This window comes from Micromonospora sp. NBC_01655 (assembly GCF_026339755.1).
Classification (GTDB): Bacteria; Actinomycetota; Actinomycetes; order Mycobacteriales; family Micromonosporaceae; genus Micromonospora.
This window is the reverse complement of sequence record NZ_JAPEQF010000001.1, coordinates 2,720,138-2,744,128: the sequence shown is the minus strand read 5'-3', so window position 1 is coordinate 2,744,128 and position 23,991 is coordinate 2,720,138. Positions and strand designations below refer to the sequence as shown.

The window sequence follows — 23,991 nt, the reverse complement described above, 5'->3', positions numbered from 1 at the left end:
AACATGTCTGAGAACAGAGCTAAGGTTACCCGGTACCGATCTTCCCTGGGGGGCCTCGTGACGCGTGCGGTGCAGTCGACCGGCGGTTCGACGCCGGTTCCCGGTCCGCGCGGCGCCGGCCGGGCGGCCACGGCGGGCGGGCCGACCGATCGGGGCGGCGGTGTCGGGCTGCTGGTGCTGCTCGGGGCGCTCACCGCGGTCGGCCCCCTCTCGCTGGACATGTACCTGCCGGCGTTCCCGGCGATGACCGACGAGCTGGGGGCCAGCCAGGCCCAGATCCAGCTCTCGCTGACCACCTGCCTGATCGGCCTCGCCCTCGGCCAGCTCGTCACCGGCCCGCTGAGTGACCGGTGGGGCCGCCGCCGGCCGGTGCTCGTCGGGCTCGTCGGGTACGCGCTGCTGGCCCTGGTCTGCGCGGTCGCCCCGAACGCCGGCACGCTCGCCGCGGCCCGCTTCGTGCAGGGCTTCGCCGGCGGGACGGGCGTGGTGGTGGCCCGGGCAATCGTCCGCGACCTGTACGCCGGCCGGGCCGCCGCGAAGTACTTCTCCCGGCTCACCCTGGTCTTCGGGGTGGCCCCGGTGGCCGCGCCCGGCGTCGGCAGCCTGGTGCTGCGGTTCGGGTCCTGGCGGGCGGTCTTCGTCACCCTCGCGGTGATCGGCCTGCTGCTCGCCGCGGCGGCGGCCCGGTGGCTGCCCGAGACGCTTCCCGCCGGGCGGCGCAGCACCGGGGGCCTGGCCGGCACCGCCCGGACCATGGGGTCGCTGCTGTCCGACCGGGTCTACCTGGGATACGTGCTGACCCAGGGGCTGGCCTTCGCCGCCCTGTTCGCGTACATCTCCGGCTCGTCGTTCGTCTTCCAGGACGTGTTCGGCGTCTCCGGCGGCACGTTCAGCCTGATCTTCGGCCTCAACGCGCTCGCCCTGGTCGCCGCCGGGCAGGCCAACGCCCGACTGCTCGACCGGTTCGGCCCGGGCGTCCTGCTGGTCGCCACGCTGCTGGTCGGCACCGGGGCCGCCGTGGGCGTGCTGACCGGCGCGGTGGCCGGCAGCCTGTGGCCGCTCGCCGTCGCGTTGTTCGTCTTCGTCGGCACGATCGGCATGGTGATGCCCAACAGCACGGCGCTGGCGCTGGACCGGCACGCCAGCCACGCCGGCACGGCCGCCGCGCTGCTGGGGGCGCTCCAGTCGGTGATCGGCGCGCTGGCCGCGCCGCTGGTCGGGCTGGGCGGCGAGGGCAGCGCCGTGCCGATGGCGGCCGTGCTGGCCGGCGCCGCCGTGCTCTCCCTGGCCGCCGTGCTCACCCTGGCCCGGTCCACCGACCGCTGACCCCCGCGCCGACAGGTCCCCCGGCCGGACCGGGACCGGGCTGTACCGGCATCCGGCCCGGTCGGGGCCGGACGGGGCCGGACGGGGCCGGACGGGGCCGGACGGGGCCGGACGGGGCCGGACGGGCGGGCCGGGCGGACGGGGCCGGCGGGTCAGCCGGCGAAGCGGCGCAGCACCTCGGCGCGGGTGGGCATGGCCACCGCACCGCCCGGCGTCTCGCACACCAGGCCGGCGACCCGCAGCGCGAACGCGACCCGCCGGTGCCAGTCGGCCGGGTCGGTCGGCTCGCCGTCGACCAGCAGATCGGCGATGAGCGCGCCCATCACCGAGTCGCCGGCGCCGGTGGCGTCCACCGCGCGCACCTTCGGCGCGGGCACACGTACCGGATCGGCGCCGGCGGCGGCGACCACCGCGCCGGCCGGGCCGAGGGTGACCACCACGGTCGCCGCGCCCAGTTCGCGCAGGTACGTGGCGACCCCCTCGACCGGCTCACCGGGGTAGAGCAACTCGGCGTCGGCGGTGCTCAACCTGACCAGGTGGGCGGCGGCGGCGAACTCGGCCACCGTCGCGCGCAGCCCGGCCAGCGCGGCCGGCCCGTCGAGCAGCCGGGGCCGCACGTTCGGGTCGAAGACCCGCAGCCCGCCCGCGGCGGACCAGGCCCGGCGGGCGGCGGCCAGCACGGCCGGGCGCAGCAGCACGATCGACCCGCAGTAGAGCACCTCGGCGCCCGCGACCAGGCCGACGTCCAGGTCGCCGGCGGTGAGCAGCCCGTACGACGGTGGCTCGCCGTAGAAGCGGAAGTCCGGCTCGGCGCCGCAGTGGGTGGCCACCGCGAGCGCGGTCGCCACGGGCACGGTGACCGTCCCGTCGAGCCCGACCCCGGCGTCGGCCAGGAAGGCGCGGATCCGGTCGGCGAGCACGTCGTCGCCGAGCGAGCCGACGAACTGCACCCGCCCGCCGAGCCGGGCCACCCCGACGGCCACGTTGAGCGGCCCGCCGCCGATCTCCTGGCGGAACACGGGCCGGCCGGCGCACTCCGCGTCGAGCAGGTCGACCAGCGCCTCGCCGAGCACCACCGCGTATCCCATCGTGGGTCCCTCCGTCCGTCACCGCCGTACCCCGATCCTGTCGTACCGCCGGGCGGGGGCGCGGACGGACCCGGACTCCGCCGCGGACGACCCCGGAGCGCGGCGACACTCATCGACAGGCGGCTATTGCGTGGGGCTGCCCCGGCGTGGTGAGATGGCGCTGCCGGTCGGTGCGGGGGCTGCCGCCCGCCGGCGACGGGAGAGAGCCAGCGCGAGGGGCACGCCGGTCCGCCGAGGCGGACCGCCGGTGACCCGCGCTCCGTCCGCCCTGCGGGCCCTGGGCGCGGCGCCGCGATCGTCACATCCGCTCGTTCGCAGCGGGACGTCCGGTGCGGTCGTCCCGCGAGTCAGGAGAACCCCGTGACCCGTTCCCGTACGGCCGCGCTGCTCACCGCAGCCGCCACCCTCGCCGCGGGCGCCGTCGCCCTGACGGCCGGCCCCGACCCGGCCGCCGCCCACGGCGCCTCGATGACCCCCGGCGCCCGGACCTACCTCTGCTGGAAGGACGGCCTCACCAGCACCGGTGAGATCAAGCCGATCAACCCGGCCTGCACAGCGGCGGTCGCCGAGAGCGGGGCTAACTCGCTGTACAACTGGTTCAGCGTGCTGCGCTCCGACGCCGGCGGCCGGACCGTCGGTTTCATCCCCGACGGCAAGCTGTGCAGCGGCGGCAACCCCGGCTTCAGCGGGTACGACCAGGCCCGCACCGACTGGCCGCTGACCCACCTGACCGCCGGGGCCCGGCACGACTTCAAGTACAGCAACTGGGCGCACCACCCGGGCACCTTCTACTTCTACGTGACGAAGGACAGTTGGAGCCCGACCCGGCCGCTGGCCTGGAGCGACCTGGAGGAGCAGCCCTTCCTCACGGTGACCAACCCGCCGCAGAACGGCGGGGTGGGCACCAACGAGGGGCACTACTACTTCAGCGGCAACCTGCCGTCGAACAAGAGCGGCCGGCACATCATCTACTCGCGCTGGGTCCGCTCGGACAGCCAGGAGAACTTCTTCGGCTGCTCCGACGTGGCCTTCGACGGCGGCAACGGCGAGGTCACCGGGGTGGGCAACGGCGGCTCGCCCAACCCGACCACCCCGCCGCCGAACCCGACGACTCCCCCGCCGAACCCGACCACCCCGCCGCCCAGCCCCACCACGCCGCCGCCGAGCCCGACCACCCCGCCGCCGCACAGCGGGGACTGCATGGCGGTCTACCAGGTGGTCGGCACCTGGTCCGGCGGATTCCAGGGCGAGGTGACGATCATGAACCACGGCAGCACGTCGTTCGCCGGCTGGAAGGCGACGCTGACCTGGCCGAGCGGGCAGACGATCCAGAGCCTGTGGAACGGCTCGTACACCACGTCCGGGTCGACCACCACGGTGACCAACGCGGCCTGGAACGGCACGGTCGCCCCGGAGGGGACGACGACGTTCGGCTTCGTGGCCAGCAGCACCGGGACGAACGCCCTGCCAGCGGTGAGCTGCGCCCGGGCGTGACCCCGCCCGGGTGAGCCGAGGCCCCCTGCCACGCGCGGCGGCAGGGGGCCTTCGCACCGGCTCAGCGGACCATGGAGCCGACCACCGGCTTGGTCAGCAGCGCGGACTGGTTGCGCTGGATGCCCGGGTCGAGGGTCTTGGCCACGAAGATCGCGTGCCAGATGCAGAAGATCAGCACCGTCCACACCTTGCGGGAGTGGTCGGCCTCCTCCCGCTTGTGCTCCTCCAGCAGCCGCATCGCGTACGACAGGTCGATCAGGTCGCCGGCGCCGGAGTTGGACAGCACCCAGCGGGCCCACTCGTACATCTCGCCGCGCAGCCACACCCGGGTCGGGGTCGGGAAGCCGAGCTTCCTCCGGTTGACGATGGCCGGCGGGACCACGCCCTGCAACGCCTGGCGCATGGCGTACTTGGTGGCGTCGGAGCGCGGCGGGAGCTTCAGGTCGACCGGGATGGTGGCCGCCACGTCGAACACCTCCCGGTCCAGGAACGGCACCCGGACCTCCAGCGAGTGCGCCATCGAGATCCGGTCGGCCTTGACCAGGATGTCGCCGCGCAGCCAGGTGTAGAGGTCGACGTACTGCATCTTGGTGACGTCGTCCAGCTCGGTGCACTCGGCGTAGATCGGCGCGGTGACGTCGGTGTAGCGCACCGAGGGGTCGTAGCGGCGCAGCAGGTGCTGCTTCTCCTCCTCGGTGAACATCCGGGCGTTGCCGTAGTAGCGCTGCTCGATCGGGGTGGTGCCGCGCTCCAGGAAGCTCTTGCCCTTCACCCCCTGCGGGATGGCCTTGGAGACCGCGCGCAGGCCCTTCTGCACCCCGCCCGGCAGGCCGTTGACCGTGCCGAGGGAGAGCGGCTCGCGGTAGATCGTGTACCCGCCGAAGAACTCGTCGGCGCCCTCGCCGGAGAGGACCACGGTGACGTGCTCGGCGGCCTTCTTCGCCACGAAGTACAGCGGCACCAGGGCCGGGTCGGCCACCGGGTCGTCCAGGTGCCAGACGATCTTCGGCAGCGCGTCGATCATGTCCTGCGGCCCGATCTTCGTCGGGATGGTGGTCACGTCGAGGTGCCGGGCCGAGTCCTGGGCGACGTCGATCTCCGAGTACCCGGGGACGTCGTAGCCGACGGTGAAGGTGAGGATGTTCGGGTTGAACTCCCGGGCCAGGGCCACCACGGCGGTGGAGTCGATGCCGCTGGACAGGAACGAGCCGACCGGCACGTCCGAACGCATGTGCATCCGGACGCTCTCCCGCAGCGTCTCCCGGATCTGGTGGTAGAGGCGCTGCTCGTCGCTGACCGGGGCGGGCCGGAACACCGGCCGGTACCACCGGCGCACGTCGATCCGGCCGCCCGGGCTCCAGGTCAGGTACTCTCCCGACCCGATCCGGTTGATGCCCCGGTGCAGGGTGCCGGGCTCCGGGACGTACTGCAGGGTCAGGTAGTGGCTCAGGTTCGCCGGGTCGATCCCGGCGTCCCCGGCGTACGCGGACTGCGCGAACGGCAGCAGCGCCTTCTTCTCCGAGGCGAGGTAGAGCCCGTCGGCGGTCTCCAGGTAGTGCAGCGGCTTGATGCCGAAGTAGTCGCGCGCGCCGAACGCCCGGCGCTCCTGCCGGTCCCAGATCACGAACGCGAACATGCCGCGCAGCCGGGTGAGCACCTGCTCGCCCCAGAAGTGGAAGCCGGCGACGATGACCTCGCCGTCGCCGGCGGTGGCGAACTGGGCCCCGTAGGTGCGCACCAGTTCCTCGCGCAGCTCGATGTAGTTGTAGATCTCACCGTTGAACGTCAGCAGGTAGCGCCCGCCCGCGTACGGCAGCGGCTCGTGGCTGGACGCCACGTCGATGATCGCGAGTCGCTTGTGCCCGAACACCCCGTCCGCGTAGTGGCCGGTGGCGTCGCCGACCACCTCGACCCCTGTCTCGTCCGGTCCGCGGTGGTGCAGGCACTCCAACGCCCCCGCGATGTGGTCACGGTGGGCGGCGGCGTTGCCGTTCGCGCTGAAGAAGGCCAGGAGTCCGCACATGGTGGTCATCTTTCCACGCGGCCGGGACGCACGTCGCGGGCACCGCAGGCTCTCCACTTCCGCGCGCGCGGGGTACCGTCTGCACCAGCGACGCGGCGGAGGGAGCGGATCATGAGCGAGAAGCAGACCGGCGGCCAGCCGGACGGCACCGAGTCACACGACCCGGATTTCCCGGAGGCGTTCCTGTCGTTCATGCGTCAGGGCTGGCGGGACACCAATCTTCCGGTCGGTCCCCGGGTGGAGGTGCCGAACCACGCCAAGCGGCGGGCCGCGCTCTCCGCGGCCTTCCCGGGCGAGACGCTGGTGATCCCCACCGGCGGGGAGAAGGTGCGCGCCAACGACACCGAGTACCGGTTCCGGCCGGGCAGCGACTTCGCGTACCTGACCGGCGACCACGAGCCGGACAGCGTGCTGGTGCTGCGCCCCAACGGCTCGGGGCACGACGCCACCCTTTACATGCGACCCCGGTCCTCCCGGGACAACGACGAGTTCTTCCGCAGCCGACACGGCGAGCTGTGGGTGGGCCGGCGGCACACCCTGGCCGAGAAGTCGACCGAGCTGGGCCTGCCCACCGTCGACCTGACCGAGCTGGACGCGGCGCTGGCCGAGCTGGCGCCGGCGCGGACCCGGGTGCTGCGCGGCTTCGACGCCCGGGTGGACGCGGCCCTGCGCCCGTACGACGGGCCGCGGGCCGAGGGGCAGCCGGCCCGGGACCGCGAGCTGGCGATCACGATCTCCGAACTCAAGCTGGTCAAGGACGAGTGGGAGATCGCCCAGCTCCAGGACGCCGTCGACGCCACCGTGCGGGGCTTCGAGGACGTGGCCCGGGTGCTGCCGGCCGACCGGGCGGTCTCCGAGCGGCTGCTGGAGGGGATCTTCGCGCTGCGCGCCCGGCACGACGGCAACGAGGTCGGCTACGGCTCGATCGTCGGGGCCGGCGAGCACGCCACCATCCTGCACTGGGTGCACAACCACGGCGTCACCCGGCCGGGTGAGCTGCTGCTGATGGACATGGGCGTGGAGAACCGCAACCTCTACACCGCCGACGTGACCCGGGTGCTCCCGGTCGACGGCCGGTTCACCCCGTTGCAGCGGCAGGTCTACGACGTCGTGTACGCCTCGCAGCAGGCCGGGATCGACTTCATCCGGCCAGGAGCCAACTTCCGCGACGTCCACCTGACCTGCATGCGGGTGCTCGCCGAGGGCCTGCACGACCTTGGCCTGCTGCCGGTCAGCGTGGACGAGGCGATGGACGAGAAGTCGACGGTCTACCGCCGGTGGACGCTGCACGGCTTCGGGCACATGCTCGGCATCGACGTGCACGACTGCTCCAATGCCCGCAAGGAGACCTACCGCGACGGCGCACTCGGCGAGGGCTACGTGCTCACCGTCGAGCCGGGGCTGTACTTCCAGCCGGAGGACGAGCTGGTTCCCGAGGAACTGCGCGGCATCGGCATCCGGATCGAGGACGACGTGCTGGTGACCGCGACCGGCGCGGTCAACCTCTCGGCCGGGCTGCCGCGCCGGGCCGACGAGGTGGAGACCTGGCTGGCCGAGCAGCGTGAAGCGGGTCCGCGCCTGCCCGGCTGATCCCCAGGTACGACCACGGCGGGCCCCGCCGCCGGTACGCGACGTTTCGACCGTCGACGCACCGGTGGCGGGGCCCGCCGCCGTTTCCGCCCCTGCGGCACCTTCGTGCCCGGCACCGTCCCGACTGCGGAGTCCTGCCCGTTCTGAGGACAATGCGGGGTTTTTTCGGATACGTCCTCCTCGCGAGGAACATTCTCATACGGTGGAGATCAGAAGGCTGCAACCGATTTGTAGCTGGTCGCACCCCCTCGGGCGGTGCGGTCCCGTCTGGTAGCAGGAAGGGCGGAAGGCTCTGATGTCCAACGACGAAACGACTCCCGACGGCGGGGTGCACACCACCCCGCCGGCGAAACGGCGACGGGCGCTCTGGGTCGCCACCGGCGTGGCCGGCCTGACCGGCGTCGTCGGCCTGGCAGCGCTCGGCGGGTTGGCCGCCCGCAACGACAAGTCCGACGACGCGAACCGGCTGTCGGACCAGCACTCGGCCACCTCGAAGCAGAACGTCAGCGACGCCGGCCGGGCCGACGAGGAGGGCGCCAAGGAAGACGACGGCCAGAAACCCGGCGAGCAGGACGACCGGAGCGACGGCGAGTGGTCCGGCAAGGACGACTGGTCCGGCAAGGACCGGGACCGTCGGGGTGAGCGTGACGAGGAGGGCCGGGTCCGTGAGGTGCCCTGCGACGACGACGCGCTGGTCGAAGCGGTGGTACGGGCCAACAACGAGCTGGGCGGCACGCTGAAGCTGGCCCGGGACTGCAAGTACGAACTGGGCGACCACGACCGCAAGAACGGCTCGGCCCTGCCCACGATCCGCCAAAGGATCACCATCAAGGGCGAAAAGTCCGTCATCAAGCGCGACTCCAAGGACGCCTTCCGCATCTTCACCGTCGGCGAGGGCGGCGAACTCACCCTCAAGGGCGTCACCCTCAAGGACGGCAACGCCGCCCGCGAGAAGAAGCACGAACCCGAGCCCTGGCCCACCACACCCGGAGGCACCACCCCACCCACGGCCGCCAAGCCGGGGCCAGCCGCCGCGCCGGTGGCCGAAGGAGCCGCGCCGAGCACGCCGGGAACCAACCCGGTTGAGCCGGGGATGCCTGGCGGGCCGGGAATGCCTGGTGGGCCGGGGATGCCTGGCGGGCCGGGTGGGGACTGGCCCGGAACCTACGACGAGGGCGCCGACGGCGGCGCACTGCTCGTCAAGCCCGGCGGCACCGCCATCCTCGAAGACAGCAACCTGTTCAACAACAACGCCAGCGGCAACGGCGGCGCCATCGCCAACTTCGGCCGCGTCCTGCTCGACCGCACCACCGTGGACAACAACCACGCCAAGGCCAACGGCGGCGCCATCTTCAACGCCGGCATCCTCAAACTCAAGGAAACCCGCATCGGCAACAACACCGCCGGCAAGAACGGCGGCGGCATCGCCAACGGCAACACCTACGAACCCAAGATCGCCATCGGCACCACCGCCACCGGCACCGTCGAAATCACCAAGAGCACCATCCACAACAACAAGGCCGACCACAACGGCGGCGGCATCTACACCGCCAACGGCTTCCTCGACATCACCTCCACCGACATCAAGGACAACACCGCCTGCCACAGCGGCGGCGGCATCTACGCCACCAACACCAACCTCCACCTCCGCCACGTCACCATCGACAACAACAAAGCCAGCCAAGACGGCGGCGGCGTCTTCAACACCAGCACCACCAACAAGCCCAAGACCACCAACGAACACGACAACGACGACAACAACGACCGCGGCAGCGCCACCATCGACGACAGCGCCATCCGCGGCAACACCGCCGGCCGACGCGGCGGCGGCATCTTCAACGGCGACCCCGACCTCAAACCCGGCCCCAACAAAGACAACCGCGCCACCCTCACCCTCCGCAACAGCGAGGTCAAGGGCAACACCGCCGGCAACGGCGGCGGCATCTTCAACAACCGCGGCCGAGTCAACATCATCAACACCAAGGTCACCAAGAACACCGCCACCGACACCAACAAGCCCTACGACATCGCCGGCGGCATCGTCAACAACGACGGCACCGTCCGCCTCGACGACGAATCCATCGTCATCGACAACGACCCCACCAACTGCACCGGCCACATCCCCAACTGCTTCGCCTGAGGCGAGGCTGCACCACATAGCGGAGACAGGCCCCTTCCGACCGCCCACCGGCGACCGGGAGGGGTCCTCCTCGCCGCGCCATCCCCGCGCGCTACGTCCGGATTAGGGACAGCCTGGGCATGACGTACACCTAATGTGCGGTTCTTTCGGATACGCCACCGCTACGAAGAACATTCTCATACGGTGTTCTTAAGTAGCTACAACCGATTTGTAGCCAAGGCGCCTCGCGATGGCGAAGCACCTTGTCTGGTACGAGGAGAGAGCAGAGAGCTCCGATGTCCAACTACCTTCCGAAGAGCACCGATACGGCGCGGGAAACCGGGGCGGCGCCGCGCCACCGCAAGCTGTGGCTCGCCACCGGCGTGGCCGGCCTGACCGGCGTCGTCAGCCTCGTCACCGTAGGCGCCGCCACCGGCGCGGGGGCGGCGGGGATGAACCGGCTGGACAACTTCAAGTGGTCCACCGCCGAGCAGGTCGTCAAGGACGACAGCCCCGGCCGGGACGATCGTGACGAGCACCGCGACAAGGACCGGGACCGTCGGGGTGAGCGTGACGAGGAGGGCCGGGTCCGTGAGGTGCCCTGCGACGACGACGCGCTGGTCGAAGCGGTGGTACGGGCCAACAACGAGCTGGGCGGCACGCTGAAGCTGGCCCGGGACTGCAAATACGAACTGGGCGACCACGACCGCAAGAACGGCTCGGCCCTGCCCACGATCCGCCAACGGATCACCATCAAGGGCGAAAAGTCCGTCATCAAGCGCGACTCCAAGGACGCCTTCCGCATCTTCACCGTCGGCGAGGGCGGCGAACTCACCCTCAAGGGCGTCACCCTCAAGGACGGCAACGCCGCCCGCGAGAAGAAGCACGAACCCGAGCCCTGGCCCACCACACCCGGGGGCACCATGCCACCGGCGGCCGGCACCGCGCCGGCAGGCGCCGCCGAACACGGGGCCGCGGCCACCGCGCCGGCCGCCGCCGCACCGGCTGCCAAGCCGGCGGTCGCCGCCGCACCGGCCGCACCGGCCGCCAAGCCGGTGGCCGCCGCGCCAGCCACGCCGGTTGTGCCGGGCACGCCCGCCGCACCCGGCACGCCAGCCGTGCCGGAAAAGCCAGCCGTACCGGTTGAGCCGGGGATGCCTGGCGGGCCGGGTGGGGACTGGCCCGGAACCTACGACGAGGGCGCCGACGGCGGCGCACTGCTCGTCAAGCCCGGCGGCACCGCCATCCTCGAAGACAGCAACCTGTTCAACAACAACGCCAGCGGCAACGGCGGCGCCATCGCCAACTTCGGCCGCGTCCTGCTCGACCGCACCACCGTGGACAACAACCACGCCAAGGCCAACGGCGGCGCCATCTTCAACGCCGGCATCCTCAAACTCAAGGAAACCCGCATCGGCAACAACACCGCCGGCAAGAACGGCGGCGGCATCGCCAACGGCAACACCTACGAACCCAAGATCGCCATCGGCACCACCGCCACCGGCACCGTCGAAATCACCAAGAGCACCATCCACAACAACAAGGCCGACCACAACGGCGGCGGCATCTACACCGCCAACGGCTTCCTCGACATCACCTCCACCGACATCAAGGACAACACCGCCTGCCACAGCGGCGGCGGCATCTACGCCACCAACACCAACCTCCACCTCCGCCACGTCACCATCGACAACAACAAAGCCAGCCAAGACGGCGGCGGCATCTTCAACACCAGCACCACCAACAAGCCCAAGACCACCAACGAACACGACAACGACGACAACAACGACCGCGGCAGCGCCACCATCGACGACAGCGCCATCCGCGGCAACACCGCCGGCCGACGCGGCGGCGGCATCTTCAACGGCGACCCCGACCTCAAACCCGGCCCCAACAAAGACAACCGCGCCACCCTCACCCTCCGCAACAGCGAGGTCAAGGGCAACACCGCCGGCAACGGCGGCGGCATCTTCAACAACCGCGGCCGAGTCAACATCATCAACACCAAGGTCACCAAGAACACCGCCACCGACACCAACAAGCCCTACGACATCGCCGGCGGCATCGTCAACAACGACGGCACCGTCCGCCTCGACGACGAATCCATCGTCATCGACAACGACCCCACCAACTGCACCGGCCACATCCCCAACTGCTTCGCCTGACGGCGGGCAGGGCTGGTAGCCGGCAACGGTGACACCGGCCACGGGGCAGTCCGCCGGCCCCGCTCGGGAAGGATCCGCACGGATCCCACCGGGCGGGGCCGGTGGCCGTCGCCGGTACGAACGTCCGGACCGCAGCCGGCCCCCATCCGCCAGGGCGGACGGGGCCGGCCGGTTCGACGGGCTACTTCTGGACGAAGACCGCCACACTGCGCGCCGGCACCGTGAAGGTGCCGGTGCCCCGGTCGAACGACGCGGTGCGCAGCACCGGGTCGGCGGAGGACCGCAGCACCGGGTGCAGCGCCACGTCCGCCCCACGCAGCCCGGTGACCCGCTGCCGCGCCGCCTGCGGGGTGGCGTTGAAGACGACGGTCACCGACCGCCACTTCCCGTCCAGCCCGCGGGCGTCGAGGGTCATGGTGAGCACGCCCGGGGTCTCACCGGTGCCGGAGAGCGGGAAGGCGACCCGCTGCTGCACCTGGTCGGCGGTGGTCAGCCCGAACACCGGCGAGGACTCGCGGATCCGCAGCAGCTCCGCGTACCGGGCGTCGGCCAGGTCGATCGCCGCGCAGTCCGGCACCAGCGACGGATCGGCCAGCAGCGGCTTCGCGTACGACCACTTGTCCTGGTTGTCCGCCGCCGGCGGGAGGCCGGCCCCGAAGCCGTTGCCCTGGGCGCAGTCCCAGCGGATCTGGTTGAACCAGTCGCCGGAGTTGTACGAGTTGCGGTCCAGCGACTTGGAGCGCAGCCGCTCCGAGCCGGCCGTCACGAACCCGGTCCCCTGGCCCATCACCACGGTGGAGAGGGCGAGCACCTGCATCCGGGCCCGGTCCGCCGCCGAGGTGGCCTGCGGCAGCTTGTACGCCAGCGCGTCGTACAGGATCTCGTTGTCGTGCGCGTCGACGTAGGTGACCGCCTCCCCGGGCGCGGCGGTGTAGCCGGCGGGCGAGCCGTTGTAGTCGACCTGGGCGCCGGTGACCTGCCGGCCGGACGAGTCGGTGAACCGGTAGCCGCGCAGGTTGCCGGTCAGCCCGACCTTGATCTGGTCGTGGTGGTGCAGCAGGCGGGCCCGCTGCTCGGCCGCCGACCCGTTCACCGGGTCGCCGTTGGGGTCGGTGAACAGGCCCGACGCGAAGCCCTGGATGCGGGGGTTCGGGTCGAACGGCGTACCGCCGCGCACCGCGTCGCGGAGCCGGTCGTTGAACGTGCCGATGCCGGTGCCGGCCATGTTGGCCTGGGTGGCCTGCACGAACCGGGCGTCGTCGGCGACCTCGCCGAAGTTCCAGCCCTCGCCGTACAGCAGGATCTGCTTCCCGTCCACGCCGTCGCGGGCGGGGGTGAGCCTGTCGAGGGCGGCCCGCACGGCGAGGATGTTCTCCTTCGGATGGTGGCCCATCAGGTCGAACCGGAACCCGTCCACCTTGTACTGCTTCGCCCAGGTGACCAGGGAGTCCACCACCAGCTTGCCCATCATGGCGTGCTCGGGGGCGGTGTTGGCGCAGCAGGTGGAGGTGGCGACCGCCCCGTCGGGCAGCAGCCGGTGGTAGTAGCCGGGCACCACCTGGTCGAGCACCGACTTGCCGTCGGTGCCGGCCGCCGACGTGTGGTTGTAGACCACGTCCATGACCACCCGCAGGCCGGCGCCGTTGACCCCGGCGACCATCTGCCGGAACTCGGTGGTCCGCTTCGCCCCGGCCGGGTCGACGGCGTAGCCGCCCTCCGGCACGGTGTAGTGCAGCGGGTCGTACCCCCAGTTGTAGCCGTCGGTGTCGGCCACCGCCGCCACGCACCTCTGCTGCTCGTCGGAGTCCGGGGCCAGCTTCGCCAGGTCGCAGGCCGGCTGCCGCTGGTCGGTGCGGCGCTCGGGGATGGTGGCGAAGTCGAACGCCGGCAGCAGGTGCAGGTAGTCGACCCCGGCGCCGCCGAGCGCCCTCAGGTGCCTCATCCCGGCCGTGTCCGGGTCGGTGAAGGCGAGGTAGGTGCCGCGCCGCTCGGCCGGCACGGTGCTGTCGGCGATGGAGAAGTCCCGGACGGAGACCTCCTGGATCTGCGCCTTCGCGGCCGGCGGCGCGGCCGGCTTGCGCAGGTTCGCCCAGCCCTTCGGGGCCAGCGCCGGGTCGGCCAGGTCGACGATCTGGCTGTGCGTGGAGTCCGGCGCGAGCGCCACCGAGTACGGGTCGGTCACCGAGGCGGTGACCACCTTCTGCGCCGCCGGCTGCCACGCCTCGACCCGGTACCGGTAGTACTTGCCGGTCCAGCCCCGGTCGCCGCGCGCGGACCAGACGCCGGTGCGGTCGTCGCGGCGCATCGCCACGGTGCGCGGCGCGGCGGTCGGCGAGTCGGACAGCTCCAGCGCCACCGTCCGCGCGGTGGGCGCCCACACCGCGAGGGTGGGCACCCCGCCGGCGAAGGTCGCCCCGAGCCGCGCGCCGGTGGCGGCGGCGTAGACGTCGTCGAGCACGCCCGGGACCTGTACCCCGGTCGCGCCGAGCAGCGCGCCCTGCGCGTCCCGCTCGGTCACCACGAGTTGCCCGCGCAGCGCCGCCGGGACCTTCGCCAGGTCGGCCCGGTCCAGGCCGAACGCCTGGTACGCCCACAGGTGCGGGTACTTCGCGCGCTGGGCCTCGGTGAGCCCGTTGCGCTGCGCCCGCAACGGCAGCGTGGTGTACGTCCCGGACAGCTCCCCGTCGACGACGCTCAGCCCGCCGGTCGGGGCCACCACCAGGGCGTACGCCCGGCCGTCGGTGGGCCCGGCCTGCCAGGCGACGGTGGACCGGTCGATCCACTGCGCCTGCTGCCTGGTGATGTCCACGTCCCTGGACACCCCGGACGAGGTCGACGGCAGCAACCGGCCCGGGGTGGCGGCGAGCAGCCACACCTCCCGGCCGGCGGTGGCGAAGTCCAGCCGCTGGTCGTTCGGCAGGTCCTTGGTGTCGCCGTTGTGGATGAGGTAGCTCAGCCCGGTGGCCCCGGCCGCCAGCGGCACCCGGAAGACCGCGCCAAACGCGTCGGTCCGCTCCGGCCTCAGCGGGGCGGACCAGTCGGTCGGATCGGCCGCGCCGTCCCACAGGTGCAGGCCCCAGCCGTCGTAGTTGTTGTCGGCCCGGCGGTAGTGGATCAGCGCGGTGTCCCCGGCGACGGGCGGGTCCGGCTCGCCGGTGGCGGCCTGCCTGCTCGGGTAGAGCGCGGCGTCGCCCTGCTTCACCCACACCTCGCCGGTCTGCGTGACGTCGACGGTCCGGTCGTTGGCGACGTCCTTGTTGCCGGCGGAGTCGACCACCAGGAAGCCGACCGACTTCGCGCCCGGCTTCAGCTTCACCCAGGCGAACCGGCCGAACGAGTCCTCCCCGGCGAACGGCTGCCCCTTGGGCCACTCCGTGGCGTACGCGGGGTCGATGTCGCCCCAGGCGTACAGGCCCCAGTCGTCGTAGCCGCCGGCCGGGCGCTGGTAGTGCACCACCGCCCAGTCCCGCGACGCGCTCTGCGTCGGGGTGCCGACGGTGGCGGTGGAGCGGGTGCTCGCGGTGCGCCCCCTGCCGTCGCGGACGACGGCCTTGTACTCGATCCCCGTCCCGCCGGCCAGGCCGGTCAGGTCGTGGTGCACCGTGTACGGGGCCCGGTGGGCGCTGCCCAGCAGGGTCCACCTACCGCCGGCGACCCGGGCGGCGACGGCGACGGTGGCCAGCGGGTCGCCGGTGACCTGGGCGGTGACGGCGGCACGGGTGGCGACCGGGGCGTCCGGGGCGGGGGCGGTGACGCTGATCGACGGCTTCGCGTCGGCCTGCGGGATCGCCCGGCCGGCCCGGTACACCACGGCGGACGTCGCCGGCACGGTCACGGTCAGCTTGCCGTCGGCCCCGGCGGTCGGGGTGTCCGCGCCGCCGTAGATCCCGGCGAACGCGGCCCCGGCCGACCAGGTGTCCACGGTGACGGTCTGCGCGGTGCCGGCGTTGTTCACGGCGACGACGTACTCGGTGCGCTGCCTCGGGTCGATCCGGGAGAAGGCGAAGACGCCTGGGCCGTCGGCGGCGTACCGGGTGACCTGGACGCCGTCGCGCAGCGCCGGGTGGGCCTGCCGGAGCCGGCCCAACTCGGCGATGGTGCGGTAGAGCGGGTGCGTCGGGTCGTACTGGTCGCCGGCGTGGGTGCGGTCGGTGCCGATCAGGTCGTCGTCGAGGTAGTCGGGCACCTTCGAGGCGAACATGTCCTGCCGGGCGTCCTTGTCGCCGCCGGGGCCGGTGAAGCCCTGCTCGTCGCCGGAGTACACCACCGGCTGGCCGCGGGTGAGGAACATGAGCTGGTGGGCGAGCTGGTCGCGGCGTAGCTGCGCGGCGTCGTCCCCGCCGGCGGCAGCGATGAACGAGCCGATCCGGCCCATGTCGTGGTTGCCGAGGAAGGTGGTCAGCCGGTTGGCGTCGGTGTCCCGGGAGGCGTAGAGGTCGTCGCGGGCGTACACGTCGGCGAGCGCCTTCGCGGAGCCGTCGGCGGCGGTGTAGCCGCGGGCGGCCTCCTGGAAGGCGAAGTCGAGGGTGGCCGGCAGGCCGCCGCGCCGCACGTAGCCGGAGGTGATCTGCGGGTCGGCGCTGTAGACCTCGCCGAACATGAAGAAGTCCTTCTTGCCGGCCCGCTCGGCGGCCCGCTCGATGCCCCGGCTGAACTGCGGCCAGAACTCCATGTTGGTGTGCTTGACGGTGTCCAGCCGGAACCCGTCGACGCCGGTGCCGCCGATCCAGTCGCCGTAGACCCTGGTCAGGCCCTCGACCACCTCGGGGCGCTCGGTCCACAGGTCGTCCAGGCCGTAGAAGTCGCCGTACTCGCTGTTCTCGCCGGAGAAGGTCGAGTCGCCCCGGTTGTGGTACATGGTGGCGTCGTTGAGCCACGCCGGGACCTTGACCTTCGCGTCGGCCGGGGTGTCGAAGATCGGGGTGTACGGGGAGTACTCGGCGTTCACCTTCGGGAAGTCCCGGGTCCCGTCGGCGTAGTTGCGGTCCTCGAAGGCCCGCCCCCGCGCGTCGGTGTACGGCGCGGTCTTCTTGTCGATGTACGCGTACTTGCCCTCGGCGTACTTGATGACGTCGGCGGTGTGGTTGACGATGACGTCGAGGTACACCTTGATGCCCCGCTGGTGCGAGAGCTTGACCAGCCTCTTCAGCTCCTCGTTGGTGCCGAAGTGCGGGTCGACCTGGGTGAAGTCGGTGATCCAGTAGCCGTGGTAGCCGGCCGAGACGTCCGCGCCGGCGCCCTGCACGGGCCGGTTCTTGAAGATCGGGGCGAGCCAGATCGCCGTGCTGCCGAGCCCCTGGATGTAGTCGAGCTTGTCCATCACCCCCTTGAGGTCACCGCCGTGGTAGAAGCCCTTGTCCTTCGGGTCCAGGCCGGTGACGAGCCGGTCCCCGGTGAGCCCGCCGGAGTCGTTGCGCGGGTCGCCGTTGGCGAACCGGTCCGGCAGGACGAAGTAGAACTGCTCGGCACGGGCGTCGCCGGAGCCGGCCTTGAGCAGGTCCTCGACGGAGGGCTCGGAGCGCCACTGCACCGCGCCGGCGGCGGCGAGGGGGTCGGTGCCGGCGGGCCTCGGGGCCGCGGCGGCGGCGACCTGGTGCACGGCGACGGGGGCGCCGACGAGGGCGAGAGTGAGGGTGGAGACCAAGGCGAGCAACGCCTTACGGGACATCGGCGGGGGTTTCATCGACGGCCTTCCTCTGGTCGTGATTCGCCCGCACGCTAGCTCTTGCCGAAACATTCTGCAATACCTTGCAAACGAGGTCGCAACAAAGCAGTCATCTTGCGAAACGCAGGCTCACGCGGGGAGCGGACCAGGCAGCCATGGTCGGCACCGACCGAGGGACGGGTCAGCCGACGCCGGAGCAGCCGACGCCGTCCACCGTGCACGTCGTCGGCCGGGTGGCGGGGGTCTGCTCGAAGTGGAACCGCAGCGGCACCACACCGTCCGGGGGCAGGGCGCCGCCGCCGGTGAAGGTCCAGGTGTCGCCCGACCGGCTGGTCCGGGCCTCCGGGGCGCCCGCGACCCAGACGGCGACCAGCCGAGCGCCGGGGAACGTCAGCCGGACCGCCCAGCCCTGATCGGACCGGGAGACGTTGCGGACCAGCACCTCGCCGATGAAGGCGTCGTCGTACGTGCTCAGCACCCGGTACGCGCCGGTGAGCGCGGGCGGGTCGACGGGCGTCGACGCGAGCGGGGCAGGCGGCGACGCGGAGGTCCCGGCACCGGCCGGGGTGGGGCCGCCGGTCGACGCGGCGGGGCGCGTCGGGCCGGGCGACGGGGTCGAGCGCGGCGAGCGGCCCGGCGGCACGGGCGCGGGCGGCCCGGTCGCGGCGCGGCTCGCCGTCGGCGGCGACGTCGGCAGGGGCACGGTCACGTCCGGACCGGGCAGCGCCCCACCGGCGGGGCCCCGGCTGCGGTACGTGCCCAGCGCGACCAGCAGCAGCACCACCATGACGATCACCCCGACCGACACCAGGATCCAGGGCGAGGAGGCGATGGCGGCGCTGGCGGCGCTGGTGGCGGGGGCGGGTCGCGCGCGACGTGTGCCGGACATGCCCCTCCCCCATCGGTCCCGCCCGGAAGCGTAGCGATCGACGGCACTGCCGGAAACTGTCCGGACCGGCACCGAACCTGGCCGCGCCGGCCGATGCCGTCCGCCCTGGTCGACGCCCACCGGTAGCGCTCAGCGTGGCGGGATGCTTACCTCGATCTCGGCGCCGAGCTGGGCGCCGGCGGCCAGGCCGAGGTCGTCGCCGCTCCAGAACCGGCCCGGGTCGTACCAGTTCGGCCGGCGGCCGGCCGGCAGCAGGCCCATCGCCTCGTAGGTCACCGCCACCACCTCGGCGCAGTACGCCGTCTCCAGCGCGCGGTCCCGCACCGCGCCGCCGCCGGCCGGCTCCGCCGTGGCCGCGTCACCGGGCCGCGCGCCCGGCCGGCGCAGCCCGGGCAGCCGCACCTGGGGCACCCGGCCCCGGGCCCAGCGCCAGGCGAGCTGGGTGGTGGACGGGAACGGGGTGCCGTCGAGGCGGGCGACGGTACGCAGCACCGCCTTCTCCATCTCCGCGTCGGCGGGCGGTTCGAGTTGGCGCAGCCAGCCCCGCTGGCCGTACCGGTTGGCCCAGACGCAGACCGCGTCCCGCAGGACGTGCAGCTGCACCCCGCGCTGGTGGGTTCCGGTCCACATGTCCGGCAGCGACCGGCCCAGCTCGGCGTGCCACATCAGCGGCGGCATGTCGTCCAGCACCACCGCCATCCCGACGTGGTTGACCGGGCTGTTGGTGGTCAACTGGATGGCCCGGTCGGGCCCGCTGCGGCCCCGGAACACCCACACGTCACCGGTGCGGGTCAGCTCCACGGCCTCGTCCAGGCTGATGCTCATGCCCTCACCCCGTCGCCGCCGGCGCTCTGCTCGCTCATGGGGGTCTACCCTAGGCGGATGCGGCAACGGATGCGGTGGTGGAAGGTGCTCGGGCTGGCCGGACTCGCGGGGGTCGCCGCGACCGGGGTGGTCGTCGCCCGGGCGGAGCGGCGGCGTCGGGCGTACACCCCGGAGGAGATCCGGGCCCGGCTGCGCGACCGGCACGCGGAGGCCACCGCTGCCGACGGGGTGGGCTCCGCGCCGGCCGGCGACCCGGCCTGAGCCCCGGCGGGCCGCCGCCGTCCCCGGGGCGGACTCAGCCGGGTGGACGCAGCGGGAGGGTGGCGACCACCCGCCAGCGCGACCCGTCGGACCGGCCGTGGCGCAGCGTCCCGCCGTGCGCCTCGACGTCGACGGCGAGGCTGCGCAGGCCGAAGCCCGCACCGCGCGGGGCGGGACCGCCGGTGGCCCGGCCCGCGCTGCTGGTGAGGGCCACGGTCAGCACGTCGTCGTCCCGGTCGACGGCGATGTCCAGGCGGCTGCCGACGCCGTCGTGCCGCAGGGCGTTCGTGGCGGTCTCCCCGATGAGCCGGTGGGCGAGCGCCCGCGCCGGGGCCGGCAGGTCGTCGAGCCCGTCAGGCAGCGCCGGGGGCAGGCGCAGACCGGCTTCGCGCAGCGCCCGGAGCCGGTCCGCGAGCGTGGCGGCCGGGTCCGCCTCGGCCTGGTCGGCCAGCGCCGCGCGGACGTCCGCGAGGGCCTCCCGACCCGCGGCCAGCACCCGGTCGAGGCGGTCCCGGTCGGCCGGGGCCAGCGAGGCGGTCGACCGCAGCGCCTCGGCCTGCACCAGCATGACGGTGACGGTGTGCGCGAGGGTGTCGTGCAGTCGCCGGCTCAGCCGTTCCCGCGCCTGCGCTGCGGCGGCGGTCTGCCGCGCGGCCGTCTGCTCCCAGCGCAGCCGGGTGTTCTCGGCGGCGTACGCGGTGCGTTCGCGTACGTGTTCGCCCCGCTCGACGCCGGCGAGCCAGGCGACGACGCACACGACGACGGCGAGCAGGCCGCCCTCGACGGGCCCGTGCCGCAGCCCGCTGGCGGCGACGACCACCGCCGTGGCCGTGCCGCACGTCCCCCAGCGGATCCACGGGGACCGGTGGGCCGCCGCCGAGTACAGGGCCAGCGTCACCGGCAGGAAGCCGACCGACCGGGACATGCCGGCGAGGGTGTGCGCGGCCGTGGCTCCCCCGACCAGCGCCAGCACCACCTGGGGCGCGTGTCGGCGCCAGGCGAGGGGCAGCAGTTGCGCCACGGCGAGCGGGACCGAGACCACCGCGCCGGAGACCAGGAAGATGGTGGCCAGGGCGGCGCCGAGGGCGACGTCGACCGCGCGCTGCCAGTGGGCGCCGCCCCACCAGGTCATGCTGTCTCCTCGACTTATCATGGGCCGATGATCCGGCTCGTCATCGTCGACGATCAGGCACTGGTGCGGGAGGGCATGGGCCTGATCCTCGGCACGCAGCCGGACATCGAGGTCGTGGCCGAACTGCCGGACGGCGGGGCGCTGCTCGACCTGCTCGCCCGGTGTCCCGACGCCGCGGACGTGGTCCTGCTCGACCTGTACCTGCCCGGCTGCGACGGCGTCCGGATCCTACGGCAGCTACGCGACCGGCATCCGGAGCCCGGCGTCCGGGTGCTGATGCTCACCACGGTCGGGCGCGCGGAGGAAATTCACCGGGCGTTGGCGGCCGGCGCGGACGGGTTCGTGCTCAAGGACGCCACCGGAGAGGAACTCGCCGCCGCGGTGCGCGGCGCGCACGCCGGGGTCACGGCGCTCAGCGCGTCGGCGGCGCAGGCGCTGTGGCCGGCGGCCCGGCCGCCACGGGCCGGCCACCGGCCGGACGGCAACGCCCGGCTGGCCACGCTCACCCCCCGGGAACGGGAGGTGCTCACCCTCATCGGCCGCGGGATGGCGAACCAGGACATCGCCCGGGCGCTCACGCTGGCCGAACGCACGGTCAAGACCCACGTCAGCAACCTGCTGGCCAAGCTGGAGGTCACCAGCCGCACCCAGGCCGCGCTGCTCGTCCGGGAGCTGACGGAGCAGCGTTGAACGGCACCGGCGGTGGCCGCCGGTTGAGCGGCGCGGTACCAAAGACCGACAGCGGCTACGTCCTTCGCCACTTCCGGCCACCCGCGCGACGCTGGCAGGCTGCCCCGGTGACCGAACACGGGATGGACCCGCCGAAGGGCCGCCGGCGTCGACGCCGGCTGGCCGGCGCCGCGCTCGCCGTCGTGCTGCTCGCCACCGCCGGCCTGTACCTCGGCAACAGCTCCGCGCTGGCCGACGTGCCGGACGGCCGGCCGTTCCTGATGGCCCACCGCGGGCTGGCCCAGACCTTCGACCTGGCCGGCGTCACCAACGACACCTGCACCGCCGAGCGCATCCACCGGCCGGAGCACCCGTACCTGGAGAACACCCTCGCCTCGATGCGGGCGGCCTTCGCCGCGGGCGCCGACCTGGTGGAGTTCGACGTGCAGGCCACCCGGGACGGCCGGCTGGCCGTCTTCCACGACGCGACGTTGCAGTGCCGGACCGACGGCACCGGGGCCGTCCGCGACCACACCCTCGACGAGCTGCGCAGGCTCGACCTCGGGTACGGCTACACCAGCGACGGCGGAGCGACCTTCCCGTTCCGGGGCAGGGGGATCGGCCTGCTGCCGACCGTCGACGAGGTGGTGACCGCGTTCCCCGGCCGGGAACTGCTGCTCCACGTCAAGGGCGACCAGCCCGCCGAGGGTGAGGCGCTGGCGGGCTACCTGGCGACGCTGCCGGCCGAGCAGCGCCGGACGCTGACCGTGTACGGCGGCGATCGGGCGGTGGCCGCGTTCGCCGACCGGCTGCCCGACGTCCGGGTCACCTCGAAGAAGATCATGCAGGACTGCCTCGTGCCGTACCTCGCGGGCGGCTGGACCGGCCACGTCCCGGACGCCTGCCGCCACCGGCAGCTACACCTGCCGGAGCGTTACGGACGGCTGCTGTGGGGGTGGCCGAACCGGTTCGTCGCCCGGATGCGGGAGGCGGACACCCGGGTGATCCTGGTCAACGGCTCGGGCGAGTTCTCGGAGGGCTTCGACGACCCGGCCGACGTCGACGCGCTGCCCGCGGGCTGGACGGGCGGGGTCTGGACCAACCGGATCGACGTGGTCGCGCCCCTGCTGGACGGGTGACCGCAGATGATCGAGGCACGCCAGCTCAGCCGGACCTACGGCGGGCGCCCGGTCGTGGACCGGGTGACGTTCACCGCCGAGCCCGGCCGGGTCACCGGTTTCCTCGGGCTCAACGGCTCGGGCAAGACGACCACCCTGCGCATGCTGCTCGGACTGGTCCGGCCCACGTCCGGGCTGGCACTGGTCAGCGGCCGGCCGTACCGGGAACTGACCCGCCCGCTGCGCCAGGTCGGCGCGGTGGTCGAGCAGGACGCGTGCCACCCCGGCCAGACCGGGCGGGCGCACCTGCGTACCCAGGCGATCCTCGCCGGCGCCGGCCGGGGCCGGGTGGACCTGCTGCTCGACCAGGTGGGCCTGGCCGAGGCCGCCGACCAACGCACCGGCGGCTACTCCCTCGGCATGCGACAGCGGCTCTGCATCGCGACCGCCCTGCTCGGCGAGCCGCCGGTGCTGGTGCTCGACGAGCCCGCCAACGGCCTTGACCCGGCCGGCGTCGCCTGGCTGCGCGGGCTGCTGCGGGCCCACGCCCGGGCCGGCGGCACCGTGCTGGTCTCCAGCCACCTGCTGGCCGAGGTCGCGCAGCTCGTCGACGACGTGGTGGTGATCGCGCGGGGCCGCGTGCTGCGGCAGGCGCCGCTGGAACGCTTCACCCGGGCCGCCGCGCCCCGCGTCCGGGTACGCGGCCGGGACCCGCAGCGGCTGTGGCACGTCTTCCGGTCCGCCGGAGCGACGGTCACGGGCGGCGACGAGGCGCTGGAGGTGGTGGGCCTGCCCGCCGAGCGGCTGGGCGAGCTGGCGTTCCAGGCGGGGGTGCCGCTGCACGAGCTCACGCCGCTCACCCGGGACGTCGAGCAGGTGTTCCTGGACCTGGTGGGTGCGGCGTGACGGCCGTCCTGCGCGGCGAGCTGCACCGGCTCGCGACGATCCGGTCGGGCCGGGTCTCGGTGCTCGTCCTCACCGGCCTCGGGCTGTTCCTCGGGGCGTTCGACGAGGCGTCCTGGGCGCTGCTCGTCGGCCTGTCCACGTTCGCGCTGAGCGTCGTCGGCACGTCGCAGCACTTCCAGCACCGTACCGTCGTCCTGCTGTACCTGGGCCAGCCGCACCGGCTGCGGGCACTGGCCGGCCAGGCGCTGGCGTACGCGCTCACCGCGTTGACCGTCGCGGCGCTCAGCGGCGTCGTGGTCGTGGCCGGCGCGGCCGACACGTACCTCGCGACGCTCGTCGCGGTGCCGGTGATGGCGGCCTTCGGCGTCGCGAACGCCACGGTCGTCCGGCGCCCGACCTGGCTGTTCCTCGGTTGGGCGGGCTGGCTGGTGTTCGTCGAGGGGCTGGTGGGCAGGCTGCGCGCGCCGCTGCCGTTCTCCGCGTTCCTGGACGGCACCGCCGGGGAACGCGCCGGCCTGCTGGTTCTCGCCGGGTGGACGGCGCTGGCGCTCGTCGTCGCCGGGCTCACGGCGGGCCGGGACGTGACCGGCGAATGACCAGGGCCCGGGACGCTCGGCCCGAAGCTCGCGGTCGGGCCGTCGCCGCGGTGGCCGGACCCCGGCCGCGTCGCCGACGAGCGCGTGGGGCTTCCGGCGGGGCAGCCGAGCTGCACCCTGCGGGC

Annotated in this window: 16 protein-coding genes; 10 read left to right on the top strand and 6 right to left on the bottom strand. The window is 73.1% G+C overall.

Going from position 1 to position 23,991, the window contains the following annotated elements:
- The first annotated feature begins 57 nt into the window (after window positions 1-57).
- Entirely contained in the window at window positions 58-1,326 is a 1,269-nt protein-coding gene (locus OOK41_RS12940; protein ID WP_266264855.1) for a multidrug effflux MFS transporter, read from the top strand.
- 152 nt (window positions 1,327-1,478) lie between these two features.
- On the opposite strand, the gene OOK41_RS12935 is transcribed toward OOK41_RS12940, so the two are convergent.
- Window positions 1,479-2,414, bottom strand: a complete 936-nt coding sequence (locus OOK41_RS12935; RefSeq protein ID WP_266264854.1) for a PfkB family carbohydrate kinase — start codon at window positions 2,412-2,414, stop codon at window positions 1,479-1,481.
- A 360-nt stretch (window positions 2,415-2,774) separates the two neighbouring features.
- Between OOK41_RS12935 and OOK41_RS12930 the strand changes: the two genes are divergently transcribed.
- Window positions 2,775-3,908 (top strand): lytic polysaccharide monooxygenase, encoded by a 1,134-nt coding sequence (locus OOK41_RS12930; RefSeq protein WP_266264852.1) that lies wholly within the window; start codon window positions 2,775-2,777, stop codon window positions 3,906-3,908.
- 61 nt (window positions 3,909-3,969) lie between these two features.
- On the opposite strand, the gene asnB is transcribed toward OOK41_RS12930, so the two are convergent.
- Window positions 3,970-5,931 carry an asparagine synthase (glutamine-hydrolyzing) gene (asnB, locus tag OOK41_RS12925; RefSeq protein WP_266264849.1) on the bottom strand — a complete coding sequence of 654 codons (1,962 nt, stop codon included), beginning with the start codon at window positions 5,929-5,931 and terminating at the stop codon, window positions 3,970-3,972.
- 111 nt (window positions 5,932-6,042) lie between these two features.
- Between asnB and OOK41_RS12920 the strand changes: the two genes are divergently transcribed.
- From OOK41_RS12920 to OOK41_RS12910, 3 genes are all read left to right on the top strand, one after another.
- Window positions 6,043-7,521: an aminopeptidase P family protein gene (locus tag OOK41_RS12920; protein WP_266264847.1), complete on the top strand. Its 1,479-nt coding sequence runs from the start codon at window positions 6,043-6,045 to the stop codon at window positions 7,519-7,521.
- A gap of 295 nt (window positions 7,522-7,816) precedes the next feature.
- A complete protein-coding gene (locus OOK41_RS12915) occupies window positions 7,817-9,661 on the top strand; it encodes a hypothetical protein (protein WP_266264844.1) in 1,845 nt (614 codons plus the stop codon).
- Between the two features lie 362 nt (window positions 9,662-10,023).
- Window positions 10,024-11,805: a hypothetical protein gene (locus tag OOK41_RS12910; protein WP_266264843.1), complete on the top strand. Its 1,782-nt coding sequence runs from the start codon at window positions 10,024-10,026 to the stop codon at window positions 11,803-11,805.
- Between the two features lie 181 nt (window positions 11,806-11,986).
- Here OOK41_RS12910 and pulA read toward each other — a convergent pair whose 3' ends face one another.
- The 3 genes from pulA to OOK41_RS12895 form a co-directional block, all read right to left on the bottom strand.
- The gene (gene pulA / locus OOK41_RS12905; RefSeq protein ID WP_266264841.1) at window positions 11,987-17,488 is read right to left on the bottom strand and encodes a pullulanase-type alpha-1,6-glucosidase; all 5,502 of its coding nucleotides are present in this window, start codon (window positions 17,486-17,488) and stop codon (window positions 11,987-11,989) included.
- Window positions 17,489-17,651: 163 nt separating this feature from the next.
- A complete protein-coding gene (locus OOK41_RS12900) occupies window positions 17,652-18,359 on the bottom strand; it encodes a cellulose binding domain-containing protein (protein ID WP_266264839.1) in 708 nt (235 codons plus the stop codon).
- Between the two features lie 129 nt (window positions 18,360-18,488).
- Window positions 18,489-19,184, bottom strand: coding sequence for a hypothetical protein (locus tag OOK41_RS12895; protein WP_266264837.1), 696 nt, complete (start codon window positions 19,182-19,184; stop codon window positions 18,489-18,491).
- Between the two features lie 57 nt (window positions 19,185-19,241).
- Between OOK41_RS12895 and OOK41_RS12890 the strand changes: the two genes are divergently transcribed.
- Complete coding sequence (locus OOK41_RS12890; protein ID WP_243639837.1) at window positions 19,242-19,445, top strand: hypothetical protein; 204 nt, start codon at window positions 19,242-19,244, stop codon at window positions 19,443-19,445.
- A gap of 34 nt (window positions 19,446-19,479) precedes the next feature.
- Here OOK41_RS12890 and OOK41_RS12885 read toward each other — a convergent pair whose 3' ends face one another.
- A complete protein-coding gene (locus tag OOK41_RS12885; protein WP_266264835.1) occupies window positions 19,480-20,577 on the bottom strand; it encodes a sensor histidine kinase in 1,098 nt (365 codons plus the stop codon).
- Between the two features lie 27 nt (window positions 20,578-20,604).
- Between OOK41_RS12885 and OOK41_RS12880 the strand changes: the two genes are divergently transcribed.
- The 4 genes from OOK41_RS12880 (at window position 20,605) to OOK41_RS12865 (ending at window position 23,866) form a co-directional block, all read left to right on the top strand.
- Window positions 20,605-21,267 (top strand): response regulator transcription factor, encoded by a 663-nt coding sequence (locus OOK41_RS12880; RefSeq protein WP_266264832.1) that lies wholly within the window; start codon window positions 20,605-20,607, stop codon window positions 21,265-21,267.
- A gap of 107 nt (window positions 21,268-21,374) precedes the next feature.
- On the top strand, window positions 21,375-22,385 hold the full coding sequence (locus tag OOK41_RS12875) for a glycerophosphodiester phosphodiesterase family protein (protein ID WP_266264830.1): 1,011 nt from the start codon (window positions 21,375-21,377) through the stop codon (window positions 22,383-22,385).
- 6 nt (window positions 22,386-22,391) lie between these two features.
- Window positions 22,392-23,270 (top strand): ATP-binding cassette domain-containing protein, encoded by an 879-nt coding sequence (locus tag OOK41_RS12870; RefSeq protein ID WP_266264828.1) that lies wholly within the window; start codon window positions 22,392-22,394, stop codon window positions 23,268-23,270.
- Window positions 23,267-23,866 carry a hypothetical protein gene (locus OOK41_RS12865; protein ID WP_266264826.1) on the top strand — a complete coding sequence of 200 codons (600 nt, stop codon included), beginning with the start codon at window positions 23,267-23,269 and terminating at the stop codon, window positions 23,864-23,866. The genes OOK41_RS12870 and OOK41_RS12865 overlap by 4 nt, the downstream gene beginning before the upstream one ends.
- Window positions 23,867-23,991: the final 125 nt, after the last annotated feature.

Bases quoted from the DNA above. Each gene is read 5' to 3' on its own strand.
- OOK41_RS12935 (WP_266264854.1), bottom strand. From the start codon at position 2,414: ATGGGATACGCGGTGGTGCTCGGCGAGGCGCTGGTCGACCTGCTCGAC.
- asnB (WP_266264849.1), bottom strand. From the start codon at position 5,931: ATGTGCGGACTCCTGGCCTTCTTCAGCGCGAACGGCAACGCCGCCGCC.
- OOK41_RS12920 (WP_266264847.1), top strand. From the start codon at position 6,043: ATGAGCGAGAAGCAGACCGGCGGCCAGCCGGACGGCACCGAGTCACAC.
- OOK41_RS12915 (WP_266264844.1), top strand. From the start codon at position 7,817: ATGTCCAACGACGAAACGACTCCCGACGGCGGGGTGCACACCACCCCG.
- pulA (WP_266264841.1), bottom strand. From the start codon at position 17,488: ATGAAACCCCCGCCGATGTCCCGTAAGGCGTTGCTCGCCTTGGTCTCC.
- OOK41_RS12900 (WP_266264839.1), bottom strand. From the start codon at position 18,359: ATGTCCGGCACACGTCGCGCGCGACCCGCCCCCGCCACCAGCGCCGCC.
- OOK41_RS12895 (WP_266264837.1), bottom strand. From the start codon at position 19,184: ATGAGCATCAGCCTGGACGAGGCCGTGGAGCTGACCCGCACCGGTGAC.
- OOK41_RS12890 (WP_243639837.1), top strand. From the start codon at position 19,242: ATGCGGCAACGGATGCGGTGGTGGAAGGTGCTCGGGCTGGCCGGACTC.
- OOK41_RS12885 (WP_266264835.1), bottom strand. From the start codon at position 20,577: ATGACCTGGTGGGGCGGCGCCCACTGGCAGCGCGCGGTCGACGTCGCC.
- OOK41_RS12880 (WP_266264832.1), top strand. From the start codon at position 20,605: ATGATCCGGCTCGTCATCGTCGACGATCAGGCACTGGTGCGGGAGGGC.
- OOK41_RS12870 (WP_266264828.1), top strand. From the start codon at position 22,392: ATGATCGAGGCACGCCAGCTCAGCCGGACCTACGGCGGGCGCCCGGTC.